This is a genomic window from Nonomuraea harbinensis (assembly GCF_019396385.1).
In the GTDB taxonomy this organism is placed as follows: Bacteria; Actinomycetota; Actinomycetes; order Streptosporangiales; family Streptosporangiaceae; genus Nonomuraea; species Nonomuraea ferruginea.
In genome coordinates this window covers 19,755-33,721 of sequence record NZ_JAHKRN010000006.1, presented here as the reverse complement: position 1 = coordinate 33,721, position 13,967 = coordinate 19,755, and the positions used below count along the sequence as shown (strand labels likewise).

Sequence of the window (13,967 nt, the reverse complement as noted above, 5' to 3'; positions counted from 1 at the left end):
AGAGCGGAGGTGAGTCACAGTGATCAGCATCAACAACACGCCGGCCACGCAGTGGCTGCTTTCCGCGTGCCGTGACTCGGTGAGGCTCGTCAGTGGGCCGGCCAAGCTGCGGCAGGACGAGTCTGCCCGTCGCCAGGAGTCCCTGATGTATGCGCGCGCCCACGCCGGCGCCGCCACCTCCGGTGCTCCCGTCTTCGCCGCAGCCGTCGCTCTGGGCGTCCCTGCGGGCACCGCAGGCGCCGAAGTGCCGACCCAGCCGATCGCCAAGCGTGGAGTGGGTCCGCAACCCTGGAGGGATGCTCCGGTCATAACCTGACCGGCACACAGCAGCCCCCAGGCCGCGGATCCGCAGACAGGATCCGCGGCCTCTTTGTTTGTCCGTGATCCCGATCACCCACGAGGTGTGTCCCGACCAAGAACAACGTGTTCGATCAAAGGAGAATCCTGATGGGGGCGAAGACGATCATGGACCTGATCGACGAAGCCGAGATCCCCTGTCGTACCGACCCTGACCTGTGGTTCGCCGAGTCGCCGGAGGACGTCGAGTTCGCCAAGGCGCTCTGCACCGGGTGCCCGATCCAGAAGGCCTGCCTCGAGCGCGCGCTCGAGCGCGAGGAGCCGTGGGGCGTCTGGGGCGGCGAGCTCATCCTCCGCGGGACCATCGTGCCCCGCAAGCGTCCGCGTGGCCGTCCGCGCAAGCACCCGGTCGCGGCCTGACCCACCGATCCAGCAACACCAGCCGAAAGAAGACGATCTGATGAGCCTCATCCCGACGAGCGGCGAGTTCTCGGCCCCGTATCTCTACCATGAACTGGTCAACGACCGAATACGGACCCTCCACCGCGAGGCGGAGGAGCAGCGCTTGGCCTCCCGCATCAGCCGCGTCCGCAGGGCGCAGCGTGGTGTCCAGCGCGCCAACGAGCGCCTGAACCGGGCGTTGCGACTGGTGCTATGACAGGGGAGGTCCTGCCGCCGGCGCAGGACCTCCCCGCCGAGAATCAGACCCGCGCGGAACGACGGTTCCGCGCGGGTCTTCCGCGTTCGGTTCTACGCGTGCTGGCCGGCCGGTCTCCTCACGGGATCGGCCGTCCCGGCGGCGGCGAAGAGGCGGGCCGACATCCACGCGATGCCCGCCGCCGCGACGACCAGCCCGCCGAGGTAGGCCCACTCCGGAACGACCCCGCGCAGCGACCCGGGCACCATCCCCGCCGCGTAGAGCAGCACGGCGGCGACCGGCAGCGTCCCCGACCGGATCGCCGCCACGCCGAACAGCAGCACCCCCGACAGCAGCACCGCCGAGGTCACCAGGAACGCCGTCCCCGTCCCTCCGGCCAGCAGCCCGCTCACCGTCGCGCCGGGGAGCGACGGGAAGACGAAGTGCAGCGTGTACTCGACGGCGAACGCCCCGGCCAGCCCGGCGCCGTTGAGCACGTACCCGGCCAGCCCGAGCCCGCCGGTCCTGCTCCGGATGAGCAGGTACAGCCCGGTGATCGCGAACAGCCCGGACAGCGCCGCGAACGGCGCCACCGCGTGCGTGACCGGCGTCTCGGGGACCGCCCCGGCCCGCCGGAACACGTTGAAGATGAGCAGCACGGCGCAGACATAGCCGGCTGACCCGGCCATGCGGAAGAGACCCATCCCGGATCCCGCCTTTCACTCGACGATGGTTGCCGCCATCATCAGGCGCGCTTCCCGGCCGGGCCGATGGCCCGCCGCCATCCGTAAGAACCCCGAAAGAGGCCACGGGGACGTCCGAACCGACGGCGGCCACCCACGGAACGCGCTGGTCGTCGACGCCTTCACCACCTCGCACCGCGAACAGCCGCCGACCGCACCCGCCGCCGGTCGTCCAGGTACCGGCCCGTGCGCGCCCGGCGGCATCCGCCGCCAGGTCGTCCGGATGTCGGCCCCCTGAACGCCCGGCCGCATCCGCCGCCGGGCGATCAGGGTGTCCGGGCGGGTGTCGCGTGGTCGAGGAACGTTTTCGTGCTGTGTGCCGGAGTGAGGTCGAGCCGGCGCAGCAGCTGGGCGTTCAGCGCGACCACGACGGTCGAGGCCGACATGAGGATCGCCCCGACGCTCATCGGCAGTACGAACCCGATCGGCGCGAGCACCCCGGCTGCCAGGGGCACCGAGATCAGGTTGTAGCCGGCGGCCCACCACAGGTTCTGCTTCATCTTCCGGAAGCTCGCCCGCGACAGATCGATGACGGAGAGCACCGAGCGCGGATCCGAGGAGACGAGGATCACTCCGGCCGAGCCGATCGCCACATCGGTGCCGGCCCCGATCGCGATGCCGACGTCGGCCTGGGCCAGCGCGGGAGCGTCGTTGACGCCGTCGCCGACCATGGCGACCTTCTTGCCCTCCGACTGCAGCTCCGCGACCTTGGCCGCCTTGTCCTCCGGCCGCACCCCGGCGAACACCCGGTCGATGCCGAGTTCGGCGGCCACGGTGTCGGCGACGGCCCGGGCGTCACCGGTGATCATCACGACCTGGACGCCCGCGGCGTGCAGGGCGTCGACGGCGTCGCGGGACTCGGGCCGGATCTCGTCGGCCAGCCGGAGCGCGCCGATCACCTGGCCGCCGGCGAGGACGTGCAGGATGATCGCCCCCTCCGTCCGCCACTCACCGGCGACGGGAAGCTCGTCCAGGCCGCGCTCGTCGAGGAGGTACGGGCCGCCGACCTCGATCACGGTGCCGTTCGCGGTCGCCTTCACGCCGACCGCGGGAGAGGAGGAGAACTCGCTGGCCTGGGGCACGTCCAGCCCACGCGTACGGGCCGCGCCGACGATGGCCTTGGCCAGCGGATGCTCGCTGTCGCTCTCCGCCGCCGCGGCCAGGGCCAGCACCTCGTCCGCGCCGCGACCGCCGACCGGCTCGATCCCGGTCACGGTGGGTTCGCCCTTGGTCAGGGTGCCGGTCTTGTCGAACAGGACGGCATCGACGGTGCGCATCGACTCCAGCGCGAGACGGTCCTTGACCAGCACGCCTCCCCGGGCGGCGCGCTCGGTGGCGATGGACACCACCAGCGGGATCGCCAGGCCCAGAGCGTGCGGGCAGGCGATGACGAGCACGGTGATGGTCCGCACGATCCCGCTGTCGGGCAGCCCGACGAGAGCCCAGACGACGGCGGCGATCGCGGCGGCCCCCAGGGCGAACCAGAACAGCCACGCCGCCGCGGTGTCGGCGACGCGCTGGGCGCGCGAGGACGAGGCCTGGGCGTCGGCGACGAGTCGCTGGATGCCCGCCAGGGCGGTGTCGTCGCCGATGGCGGTGACCTCGACGCGGAGGCCGGAGTCGGTGGCGACGGTGCCGGCGACCACCTGTTCGCCGGCCCCGCGGCGCACCGGCTTGGACTCTCCGGTGACCATGGACTCGTCCATGCTCGCGGAACCGTCGATGATCTTCCCGTCGGCGGGGACCGAGGCGCCGGGACGGACGATGACGACGTCACCGACCACCAGGTCGGCCGGGGAGACCTTGACCACGTCGTCGCCGTCGACCTTCTCGGCCTCGTCGGGCAGCAGGGCCGCCAGGGAGTCCAGGGCCGAGGTGGTCTGCGCCAGGGAGCGCATCTCGATCCAGTGGCCCAGGAGCATGATGACGACCAGCAGGGCCAGCTCCCACCAGAAGTTCAGCTCCTCGTCGAGCACGTGCAGGCTGGCACCCCAGGAGGCGACGAACGCCACCGTGATAGCGAGACCGACGAGCAGCATCATGCCGGGCCGGCGGGAGCGGATCTCCGAGACCGCCCCGGTCAGGAACGGCCGTCCGCCCCAGAAATAGACGACGGTGCCCAGCACCGGTGAGACCCACGGCACCCACGCGGAATCGGGCAGGCGGTAGCCGATGATGTGGGCGAACATCTCGTTGAACCCCACCACGGGGACCGCCAGGACCAGCATGATCCAGAACAGCCGCCGAAACTGCCCGACATGATCACCATGACCGCCGTGACCGCCGTGAGCGTTATGCCCGCCGTGCCCGTCCTGACCTTCGTGAGCGCCATGGATGCCATGACCGTCGTGATCGGCCTGATGGCCGGGCGTGTCCGGTCCTGGAGTGTGCGGATGGTTGCGGCGCGTACTCATGGTCGGATCTCAACCCCGGTATGTCGGCGGGAAGGGAGCCCGTTCCCCCACGGAGGAGGAGCGGGCATTCATACCCCGACTTACGCGTGTTCCACCAATCCGCGGTGATACGCCCGTTCGAACCTGGCCATGGAGGCGCGGGTGCGGAGATCAGGTGGTGACGAGGGCCATGTCGTCGGGGTCGATGGTGTCGTCGGAGAAGCCCGGAACCCAGCGGATCACCTCGTCGCGAAAGCGTGCCGTGGTGCCCAGCTGGCACAGGACCCCGATCCCCGCCATGTGAACCCGGTGGATGAGCACGTACGAGGCCGGCAGGTTGAGCTGGCGGACCACGTTGCCGGGCCGCAGGTCGGTCGCCGAGGCGGCCTGCGTCTGCAACCAGGCGCGGCTGAACGTGAACTCCTCCACCGCCGTCGGCTCCACGTAGGGCGAGAGGAAGGCGCGCAGCGCGTCGGGGTCGATCTCGATGTCGGGCCGGATGAACCCCTCCGCCCGCAGCCCGGCGATCACGGTGTCCATGTCGCCCTGGTTGAAGATGCGGGTGAGCTGCCCGAACGCCAGCGGGTAGCCGCCCCGGTTGACGGCGCCGAAGTCGAGGACGCCCAGCTTGCCGTTGGGCAGCATGCGGAAGTTGCCCGGGTGGGGGTCGGCGTGGAGCATGCCGACCCTGGCGGGGGAGCAGAACAGGAAGCGGACGAACAGCAGCCCGGCCCGGTCGCGCTCCTCCTTCGTGCCCTCGGTGATGACACGCGACAGCGGGACGCCGTCCATCCACTCGGTGACCAGCACGGTCTCGTTGGCGGCGATGACGTCGGGCACGTGGAAGTCGGGGTCGTCGTGGAACTCGAGCGCGAAGGCGTGCTGGGCCTCGGCTTCGCGGAGGTAGTCGAGCTCCTCGGCGACCCGCTCGCGAAGCTCGGCGAGGACGGACTTGATGTCGAGGCCGGGCATGAGCACCCCGAACAGCTTGCCGAGCCGGGCGAGCTGGGCGAAGTCGCCGAGCAGGGCCTTGCCGGCGCCGGGGTACTGGATCTTGACCGCGGCCTCCCTGCCGTCATGCCAGACGGCCCGGTGGACCTGGCCGATGGAGGCGGCGGCGGTCGGCTCGTCGTCGAAGGACTGGAAATGGTCGCGCCAGTCGTCACCGAGCTGCTCGGTCAGCACCTTGTGGACGGTGGCGACCGGGAGCGGGGGCGCCGCGTCCTGGAGCTTGGTGAGCGTGGCGCGGTAGGGGGCGACGATCTCGGGCGGCAGGGCGGCCTCGAAGATGGACAGCGCCTGGCCGAGCTTCATCGCGCCGCCCTTGAGCTCGCCCAGCACCTTGAAGATCTGCTCGGCGGTGCGCTGCTGGATCTCCTCGGCGACCATTTCGGCGGACTTGCCGCCGATGCGCTTGCCCAGCCCGAGGGCGGTGCGTCCGGCGAAACTGAGGGGCAGGGTGGCCAGCTTGGCGGAGCGCGTGACGGCGCGGCGAGGAAGATCGCTCATCCTGATGTGCGGAATCTCAGCCGAGATGCCGCTTCCCCCCTTCGTCGGTCGTTACCTGGGCTTGTGAATCGCAGGTAGCTGACATGACCATTGTTAGCGGATATGGATAGGTTCGTATACAACGACATTGCGGGTGGATTGTCCACGATCGGTGCTTCCAATATCGATCAGGCGATATGTCGGTTGTGCCGTTCGTCACAGCCGAGGCGTGACCATCGAGGAAGTTCAGGGCATGACCGGCCACCGCGGCGGCGACGGAGGCCGCCAGGGAGGCGTCGCAGGCGATCTCCCCGGGGGGATAGCCACCGAGCCCGGCGGTGACGACCGGCCAGGCCGGATCATGATCCCGTCTGGTCAAGTCTAGGCAGTGCAAACAGGCGGTCTGTCCAGGTACAACGAGCGGACCCGCGGATCCATGCCCTTCAAAGGCGGATCCGAGCAGATGCGGGATGCCCAGCGCCGTCAACTCGTTGACCAGCACCATGTCCAGCGGCCGCACCGGAGTGAGGATCACGAGATCGGGCCGCTCGGTCCCGTCACCCAGATAAGGCCCGCCCGCCCGCACCTCCACCACCGCACGCTCACCCAAGCCGCTGACCGCCCGTCGCTGCCCTGCGGCAACGCGACCCGCACCGGCACGAGCGGCCCGCACCCCACCATCGCCGGCACCAGCGGGTCGTCCCTCTCCATCACCGGCCCGAGACCGCTTCCCGCCGCCGGAACGAGCCGGCCTTGGGCCATCCCGGCCCTCGCCGCCACGAGCCACCCCCGTGACTTCCCCGCCTTCGCCGGGATGGGCCAGTCTCGCGGCCACCGCGACCGCGCCGTCCTGCCGCGGCATCCCCACCTCCGCCCACGTCAGCCCGCCGGGCACCAGGTCGCGGGGCCGCGTGGGCTCGGGGTCGAACACCCGGATCCCGCCCACGCCGCCCGCCGCCAGCAAGGCGACCACCTGCGCCCCCACCCGGCCCGCGCCGTAGACCCGCACCCGCGACCGCGCCCTGCGCAGCAGCGACTCCCGCCCGCCGCCGGGCGCGGCCCCGGCCAGATCCATCGCGTCCAGATCGGGCCGCATCCGGTCGAGCTCGGCCAGCGGCAGCGGCAGGGCGGGCCCGCCCGCGTCGTCGAGCACGCCGGACCGGCCGAGCTGGTCGAGCAGGTCACGGGCGGCGACCTCCGGCAGCCCGGCCGACCGCGCCTCGCGCAACGCCCCGGCCAGGTCGCGGACGCCGTCGAGCCTGTCGAGCCACCGCCGGGCGGCCCTGCTGAGCCCGGTCAGGACGACGGCCCGCCCGGGATGCGCACCGAGCTGGAGCGTCCGCTCGTCACGGTCGACACGGGGGAGGGCGGGATGCACACGTGGCCTCATGGCCCGAAGATTTGCACGTGAATTCAAGATCCCGCTCCGGAACGCCCGCCGCTGTGGATAACCGGCCAGCCCCCGAAACCCTGTGGACAACCACTGACATTAAATTCTTGGTAAAGTCGAAACCGCAGAACGATCGCACCGCGAGCCCTTGACCGGATGTCACCCAGCTCTTGAATCCACGCTCAGAACGACACTTCCGGCGTGCCGCGGTGATCAGGATCGGGAAACCGCGCTTGCCCAAATTCACCGGCTCTTAATCATCTGACCAGCAGAAACATGACTCGCCCTCTGGGGAATTCCGCGAGTGTCGGCTACCGTGCATATGTGCCCCCCGAGACAGTCGAGGTCCGTCGCAGTTCTCGTCGCCGGCGTACGGTCTCCGCTTACCGCGACGGCGACAAGACGATCGTGCTCCTGCCCGCCTGGCTCAGCGGCGAGGACGAGGACGAATGGGTGAGCCGGATGCTCGATCGGCTCGCGGCCAAGGAGCGCAAGCGACGGCCGACGGACGAGGCGCTGCTGGAGCGGGCGAAGGACCTTTCCGCGAAATACCTCGACGGCAAAGCCCGGCCCGCGAGCGTGCGGTGGGTCGACAACCAGCACCACCGATGGGGCTCCTGCACCCCGGAGACAGGCACGATCCGCATCTCGACCCGCCTTAAGGGCCTGCCCGAGTGGGTCATCAACTACGTCATCGTCCACGAACTCGTCCACCTGCTCGTGCCCAGCCACGGCCCCCGGTTCTGGACCCTGGTGGAGCGCTACCCGAAGGCGGAGCGCGCCCGCGGCTTCCTGGAGGGATTCTCCGCCGCCGCCCAGAACGCCCCGGAGGAGTGTTGACGCGTACCGTCGCGGTTCTCGTACGGGAGCGCATGGCCCGATCCGCGCCGCCAGGGGTCGACCCCGCCCGCTGGCTGGAGGCGATCGCGGAAGACACCTACGAGATGGTCGCCGGCCTGGAGCTGGTCACCCCCGTCCTGGCGACGAGCGTCCCCGGTCTCGACGACCTCGTCTGGCCCGGCACCGAGATCCTCGAAATAGGCGAGGACGACCCGGTCAGGGACGTTCTCCAGCTGCTCAAGGGCGATCAGGCCGCGATCGTCGCCGCCGACGCGCCCGACCTGCCGCCGCTGCTGATCGGCAAGCTCTTCCGCGAGCTCGGACGCGCGCAGATCACCGTCAGCCCCGCCGAAGGGGGCGGTGCCGTCGCGCTCGCCTGCCACCTGCCGCCGCCCGCCTGGGCGGATCCCGACCTGGACGACCCCGATCCGGTGGCGGCGCTGCGCGCGCAGGCGCCCGGCCGCCGCATGGTGGCGGCCACGCCCGGATGGCACCGGCTGCGCGCCCCCGGCGACGCCGAGCGTCTCGACCCCGGCCTCGAAGGCTGGGAGAGCACCCGCGCCCTGCTCACGGCACGCTGAGCTCCGCGAACACCGCCCGGTGGTCGGTGCCGGGCACGTCGTGCACGCTGACCGCCTTCACCCCCACCCGCTCGTCCACCAGCACGTGGTCGATCGTGATGATCGGCGGGATCCGCCTGTTGGCCGGCCAGGTCGGGATCAGCCCGGCGCCCACCTGGTCGGCGGCGTCCTTGTAGCCGCGCGCCAGCAGCCGGCGCATCGGCACGTGGTCGAGCGAGGCGTTGAAGTCGCCCGCCAGGATGCGCACCGTGCCGCCGGACGGGCCGGGCAGCGACTCCAGCGCCTTCTGCCAGGCGGCGGCATGCGGCCCGATCGGCGGCACCGGATGCACGTCGAAGAGCTCGACCGGCGCCCCGCCGGGCAGCGACAGCCTGGCCACCGGCATGTTGTGGCCCTCCAGCGGAGGCAGCGCGTCATCCAGCGGCTCCAGCGGGAAGCGGGAGAAGATGCCGCTGCCGCCCGCGCTCCACTCCGCCTGCAGCACGCGGTGCGGCATGACCTCCGTCAAACCGGCCACGTCGAGCCCGTCGACCGCGCCGGGCGTCAGCTCCTGCGTGTTGAGCACGTCGGGCCGCAGCTCCCGCACCATGTTCATGATCGTCTGCGTGTCGGCCCTGCCGAACAGCAGGTTGACGGTCAGCACCCGGAGCGGCCGGCCCGCCGTCGCCTCCGCCACGCCGAGGGTCCTGGGCAGCACGCTGAACCCCAGCACCGTGCTGGCCAGCAGCGCGACCGCGGTGGCGGCCCGCCTGCGCCCGAGCGCGGCGATCATCAGGGGGACCAGCGAACCGGCGGCCGCGTACGGGGTCGCGGTCATGATCTGGGTGGGGATCGCCCCCCGTTCCAGCCCCGCCAGCCTCGTCACCGCCCACGCCGCGAACGGCGTCACGGCCAGCCACGTCAGCACGGCCCCGGCGCGCCCGGTGCGCCTCCGGCGCGCGGGCGTGACGATCGTCCCCCCGACGGGACTCTCCGAGGACACGCCCACTGCCGAAACCTCTCTGGAACGTTACGAAACCTCAGCGGCCTCCGCTGACGGCCGGACCGCCGGTCAGCCAGCCGTCCCCCGACCGGCGGCGACCCTCTCCGCCAGCGCGGCGCGTCCCCTGGCCGCGAGGCGGCGGGTGGCCTCGTCGGACAGCTCGGGGATCTCCTCCACCGGGAACCAGCGCAGGTCCAGGGACTCCTCGCTGATCACCGCCTCGGCGCCCTCCGGGGCGACGGCGGCGTACTCGACGTCGAGATGCCAGCTGTGCGGCGGATGGCACCACACCCGGTGGCGGTCCAGCGCGAGCGGGCCGGGCAGCGGCTCCAGGTCCGCGATGCCGGACTCCTCCTCGGCCTCGCGCAGCGCCACCCCGGCCAGCGTGGTGTCGGAAGGCTCGCAGTGGCCGCCCATCGGCAGCCACATCCCGGCCTTCGGATGCAGGGTGAGCAGCACCCGCGCGCCGTCGTGCGACAGCACGGCCGTGGTCGCCGTGAGATGGCCGGGCACGCACTCGCGCAGCATCGCGTCCTCGTGAGCCGCCAGGTGGTCGAGGAACTCCGCGCGCAGCGACTCCTCCCCGGCCGTCGGCGCGGTCCACGCGGTGAGCACGGCCACCGCGTCGTCGTGCAGGCTCAACTCTGGTCGCCCTCGTCGCGGGGCTTCTCCTCCAGCTGGGAGATGTCCCACGTGCTCTCGCCCCGGACGAACGCCTCGGGATCGTCGAGGTCGTCGGCCGTCGGGATGAGGTCGGGGTGCGACCACAGCGCGTCGCGGCCGTCGACGCCGCGCGCCTCCTTGACGGCCTGCCACAGCTTGGCGGCCTCGCGCAGCCTGCGCGGGCGCAGCTCCAGCCCGACGAGCGTGCCGAAGGTCAGCTCGGCCGGCCCGCCGGTCGCGCGGCGTCGTCGTACGGTCTCCGCCAGGGCGACCGCGGAGGGCAGCTTGCCGGCGGCGGCGTCGTCGACCACCGTCGCGACCCAGCCCTCGACCAGGGCCAGCATCGTCTCCAGGCGGACCAGGGCGGCCTTCTGCCGCTCGGTCTCCTCGGGCTTGAGCAGCGCGCCGCCGCTCAGCGCCTCCTGGAGAGCCTGCGGGTTGTTGATGTCGAGCCCGCGGATCTGCTCCTCAAGGGCCGAGGTGTCGACCGTGATGCCCTTGGCGTACTCCTCGACGGCGCCGAGCAGGTGGCCGCGGAGCCACGGCACGTGCTGGAACAGCCGGTGGTGCGCGGCCTCGCGCAGCGCCAGGTAGAGCCTGATCTCGTCGGCGGGGTGTTCGAGGCCGGAGCTGAAGGAGGCGACGCCGCCGGGCAGCAGCGCGGCCGTGCCGGACAGCGGCAGGCCGATGTCGGTGGTGCCGATCACCTCACGCGCCAGCGAGCCGATGGCCTGGCCGATCTGCTGGCCGACCATCATGCCGCCCATCTGCTTGAGCATGCCCATCAGCGGCCCGGCCATCTGCTGGGCCTCGGGTGGCAGCCCGGAGCCGCCGATGGCGCCACCCATGGTCTCGACCATGCGCTCGGCGATCGGCTCGGCCAGCTTGCGCCACACCGGGATCGTGTTCTCGATCCACTCGGACCGGCTCCACGCCTGCGGGTTGGACACGCCGCTGGGCAGCGTGGTCGCCTCGTTGAGCCACAGGTCGGCCAGGCTGAGCGCCTCGACGATCTGGCGGCGCTCGCCCTCCATCACGCTCGGGTCGCCTTGCGCGACGACGGCGTGGCGGGCGATGTTCTTGGCCATGTCCCAGTTGACAGGGCCTGAACCCTGGGGCGCCGACAGCATGTCGGCGAACTGGCGCATCGCCTGAGCCATCTGCTCAGGGTCACCGAACATGGCGAACGGGTTTTCGTTGGGGTCGTTTTCACGACCTGGCAGGTCAGTCACCGCGTTACCTCGTGCAGGATGGAGGAGTCCACATCCGCCACGTTAGTCGTCCTGTGGCGGATCAGTGCAAAGTGAGGACCTGGTGCCTACCTCGAAACGCTCGCGCCGACCAGTCGTAGCCGTCACCGGCGCCGCATCCGGCCTGGGCCGCGAACTGCTCGTCAGGCTCGTCACCTCCGCGGATTTCCGCAGAGTCGTGGCCATCGACGAGGAGCGCGGTGACGTGCAGGAAGCCACCTGGCGGGTGATCGACGTACGGGATCCGCTCTTGGCGAACCGGATCTCCGACATCGACGTCGTGGTCCACGTGGCCGGCGACTACGCCCTCGACTCCGATCCCGGCGAGCGCCGCGCGTACAACCTGAGAGCCGCCCAGACCGTCCTCACCGCCAGCGCGGCCGCGCGCGTCCGGCGCGTGGTGGTCGTCACGAGCGCGATGGTGTACGGCGCCGCGGCCGACAACGACGTGCCCCTCGCCGAGCACGCCCCGGTGGCGGCCGAGCCCGACACCGGCGTGGTCGGCGACTACCTGGAGATCGAGGCGCTGGTGCGCACGTCGCTGCGCAGCCATCCCGGCCTGGAGGTCACGGTGCTGCGCCCGGCCGCGGTCGTCGGGCCCGGCATCGACACCGTGATCACCCGCCACTTCGAGTCGCCGCGGCTGCTGACGGTCAAGGGATGCGCGCAACGCTGGCAGTTCTGCCACATCGACGACCTGGTCTCCGCCCTCGAACTGGCCGCCAAGGGCGCCGTCACCGGGGTGGCGGCCGTCGGCTGCGACGGCTGGCTCGAACAGGAGCAGATCGAGGAGCTGTCCGGGATCCGGCGGTTCGAGCTGCCGGCCGGGCTGACCTTCGGCACCGCCCAGCGCCTCCACCGGCTGGGCATCACGCCCGCGCCTGCCACCGACCTCCACTACGTCGTCTACCCGTGGGTGGTCGACTGCGCCGCCCTGCGCGAGGCCGGCTGGAAGCCGTCGTGGACCAACGAGACGGCCTTCAACCAGCTCCTGGAGCTGCGCGAGAACCGCACCACCGTGGTCGGCAGGCGGCTGCCCGTCAAGGAGGCCACCCTCACCGCGGCGGGCGCCACCGTCGCCGTCATCGGCACCGCCGCGATCGTCCGTCAGGTGCGCAAGAAGCGCCGCCTGTGAGAAATATGTAGGCTCTTCGCGTGGACGTCATCCGGTTGCTCGGCATTCGTGACACCCCGCTGTCCGTCGACGAGGTGACGGCCGCGGTGGCCGACCACGCGGCGGGCGGCACGACCCTGTTCGTGGGCACCGTGCGTGAGCAGGATCACGGCAAGCCGGTGACGAAGCTGTCCTACTCCGCCCACCCGTCCGCCGAGCAGGAGCTGCGCTCGGTGGCCGAGAAGGTGGCCTCCGACTTCCCCGTGACCGCGCTCGCCGCCGTCCACCGGGTCGGAGACCTGGCGCTCGGCGACACCGCGGTGATCGTGGCCGTGGCCTGCGCCCACCGCGACGAGGCGTTCAAGGCGGCGCGCAGGCTGATCGACGATCTCAAGTCCCAGGTGCCGATCTGGAAACACCAGGAGTTCGCCGACGGATCGACCGAGTGGGTCGGCGCCTGCGAATAAGCTCGGATCCATGTCACGACGTGCCTTGACCCTGCTGGTTTCGGGCTTCCTCGTGCTCGCGCTCGGCATCGGCGGCGCGCTCGTGGACGTTCCGTACGTCGTGCTCAGCCCAGGGCCCACGGAGAACACCCTCGGGCAGATCGACAAGCAGCCGGTGATCAAGATAACCGGGCGTGAGACCTATCCGACCAGCGGTTCGCTCCGGCTCGTCACCGTCGCCTACCAGGGCGGGCCGACCTCCCAGATCGACCTGCTCACCGCGCTGCGCGGCTGGATCGACCCCACCGTCGCCGTCGTGCCGCAGGAGACGATCTTCGCTCCCGACCGCAGCCAGAAGGAGGTCGAGGAGGAGAACACGGTCGAGATGACCAACTCCCAGGACGACGCCACGGCCGCCGCCCTGAACGAGCTGAAGATCCCGTACAGGACCGTCATCTCGGTCGTCTCGGTCGCCAAGGACAAGCCCGCCGCGGGCAAGATCGAGAAGGGCGACGAGATCACCTCCGTCGACGGCAAGCCGGTCACCAAGACCGAGGAGGTCGGCGAGGCGGTGCGGGCGCGCCGGGCGGGCGAGGAGGTGACGTTCGGCATCACCAGGGGTGACGAGGATCTCAAGATCACCGTGCCGACCGTCGCCGCCGACGGCGAGCCGGTCGTCGGGGTGAGCATGCGGGCGACCTACAAGTTCCCCTTCGAGGTCGACATCAACGTGGGCGAGGTCGGCGGGCCGAGCGCGGGGCTGATGTTCTCGCTCGGCATCGTGGACAAGCTCACCGAGGGGCCGATGACGGGCGGCAAGCAGATCGCCGGCACCGGCACCATCAAGCCCGACGGCACGGTGGGCCCGATCGGCGGCATCCCCCAGAAGCTGGTCGGCGCCCGCGACGCCGGCGCCACGATCTTCCTCACGCCCGCGGGAAACTGCGCCGAGGCCATGAAGGCCGTGCCTGACGGGCTTCGGCTGGTCAAGGCCGAGACACTCAACAGTGCGAGGCTGGCGATCGAAGCCTTGGTCTCAGGTAAAGGCAAGGTCCCGTCTTGCTCCGGATGAAACTTCCCTCAATCGCCGCGCGTTAGCCGTAGTGGTGACACTGCGGTGTAGGTTGCCAGACACGGACCGTT

The 13,967-nt window shown here is 71.0% G+C and carries 16 protein-coding genes; 9 read left to right on the top strand and 7 right to left on the bottom strand.

Annotated elements, in window-relative coordinates; all coding sequences use genetic code 11:
* Positions 1-19: 19 nt before the first annotated feature.
* The 3 genes from KME79_RS08365 to KME79_RS08355 all read left to right on the top strand — a co-directional run bounded on the left by KME79_RS08365 (position 20) and on the right by KME79_RS08355 (position 955).
* A complete protein-coding gene (locus KME79_RS08365) occupies positions 20-316 on the top strand; it encodes a hypothetical protein (RefSeq protein WP_219543968.1) in 297 nt (98 codons plus the stop codon).
* Between the two features lie 131 nt (positions 317-447).
* The gene (locus tag KME79_RS08360) at positions 448-717 is read left to right on the top strand and encodes a WhiB family transcriptional regulator (protein WP_148029290.1); all 270 of its coding nucleotides are present in this window, start codon (positions 448-450) and stop codon (positions 715-717) included.
* Positions 718-757: 40 nt separating this feature from the next.
* Complete coding sequence (locus KME79_RS08355; RefSeq protein ID WP_148029291.1) at positions 758-955, top strand: hypothetical protein; 198 nt, start codon at positions 758-760, stop codon at positions 953-955.
* Between the two features lie 92 nt (positions 956-1,047).
* On the opposite strand, the gene KME79_RS08350 is transcribed toward KME79_RS08355, so the two are convergent.
* Positions 1,048-1,638, bottom strand: coding sequence for a hypothetical protein (locus tag KME79_RS08350; protein WP_219543967.1), 591 nt, complete (start codon positions 1,636-1,638; stop codon positions 1,048-1,050).
* A 25-nt stretch (positions 1,639-1,663) separates the two neighbouring features.
* On the opposite strand from KME79_RS08350, the gene KME79_RS08345 reads away from it, so the two are divergent.
* Positions 1,664-1,915, top strand: coding sequence for a hypothetical protein (locus tag KME79_RS08345; RefSeq protein WP_219543966.1), 252 nt, complete (start codon positions 1,664-1,666; stop codon positions 1,913-1,915).
* Between the two features lie 28 nt (positions 1,916-1,943).
* Here KME79_RS08345 and KME79_RS08340 read toward each other — a convergent pair whose 3' ends face one another.
* From KME79_RS08340 to KME79_RS08330, 3 genes are all read right to left on the bottom strand, one after another.
* Positions 1,944-4,091: a heavy metal translocating P-type ATPase gene (locus KME79_RS08340; RefSeq protein ID WP_219543965.1), complete on the bottom strand. Its 2,148-nt coding sequence runs from the start codon at positions 4,089-4,091 to the stop codon at positions 1,944-1,946.
* Positions 4,092-4,241: 150 nt separating this feature from the next.
* On the bottom strand, positions 4,242-5,579 hold the full coding sequence (locus tag KME79_RS08335) for an ABC1 kinase family protein (RefSeq protein WP_219543964.1): 1,338 nt from the start codon (positions 5,577-5,579) through the stop codon (positions 4,242-4,244).
* Positions 5,580-5,595: 16 nt separating this feature from the next.
* Positions 5,596-6,948, bottom strand: a complete 1,353-nt coding sequence (locus KME79_RS08330; protein WP_219543963.1) for a ThiF family adenylyltransferase — start codon at positions 6,946-6,948, stop codon at positions 5,596-5,598.
* Between the two features lie 324 nt (positions 6,949-7,272).
* Between KME79_RS08330 and KME79_RS08325 the strand changes: the two genes are divergently transcribed.
* A complete protein-coding gene (locus tag KME79_RS08325) occupies positions 7,273-7,788 on the top strand; it encodes a M48 metallopeptidase family protein (RefSeq protein ID WP_261808313.1) in 516 nt (171 codons plus the stop codon).
* Positions 7,785-8,369 (top strand): glycosyltransferase family protein, encoded by a 585-nt coding sequence (locus KME79_RS08320; RefSeq protein ID WP_219543962.1) that lies wholly within the window; start codon positions 7,785-7,787, stop codon positions 8,367-8,369. Before KME79_RS08325 ends, KME79_RS08320 begins: the two co-directional genes overlap by 4 nt.
* Here the strand turns inward: KME79_RS08320 and KME79_RS08315 are convergent.
* From KME79_RS08315 to KME79_RS08305, 3 genes are all read right to left on the bottom strand, one after another.
* Positions 8,356-9,357 carry an endonuclease/exonuclease/phosphatase family protein gene (locus KME79_RS08315; RefSeq protein WP_308248838.1) on the bottom strand — a complete coding sequence of 334 codons (1,002 nt, stop codon included), beginning with the start codon at positions 9,355-9,357 and terminating at the stop codon, positions 8,356-8,358. The two genes, KME79_RS08320 and KME79_RS08315, sit on opposite strands and share 14 nt — an antisense overlap.
* A gap of 63 nt (positions 9,358-9,420) precedes the next feature.
* Positions 9,421-9,993, bottom strand: coding sequence for an NUDIX hydrolase (locus KME79_RS08310; protein ID WP_148029298.1), 573 nt, complete (start codon positions 9,991-9,993; stop codon positions 9,421-9,423).
* On the bottom strand, positions 9,990-11,195 hold the full coding sequence (locus KME79_RS08305; protein ID WP_219544092.1) for a zinc-dependent metalloprotease: 1,206 nt from the start codon (positions 11,193-11,195) through the stop codon (positions 9,990-9,992). Before KME79_RS08305 ends, KME79_RS08310 begins: the two co-directional genes overlap by 4 nt.
* A 130-nt stretch (positions 11,196-11,325) precedes the next feature.
* On the opposite strand from KME79_RS08305, the gene KME79_RS08300 reads away from it, so the two are divergent.
* The 3 genes from KME79_RS08300 to KME79_RS08290 are packed head-to-tail and all read left to right on the top strand — an operon-like array spanning position 11,326 to position 13,896.
* On the top strand, positions 11,326-12,399 hold the full coding sequence (locus tag KME79_RS08300; protein ID WP_219544091.1) for an NAD-dependent epimerase/dehydratase family protein: 1,074 nt from the start codon (positions 11,326-11,328) through the stop codon (positions 12,397-12,399).
* Between the two features lie 20 nt (positions 12,400-12,419).
* Positions 12,420-12,845 (top strand): molybdenum cofactor biosynthesis protein MoaE, encoded by a 426-nt coding sequence (locus KME79_RS08295; protein ID WP_148029300.1) that lies wholly within the window; start codon positions 12,420-12,422, stop codon positions 12,843-12,845.
* Between the two features lie 10 nt (positions 12,846-12,855).
* Positions 12,856-13,896, top strand: coding sequence for a YlbL family protein (locus KME79_RS08290; protein ID WP_219543961.1), 1,041 nt, complete (start codon positions 12,856-12,858; stop codon positions 13,894-13,896).
* Positions 13,897-13,967 lie beyond the last annotated feature (71 nt).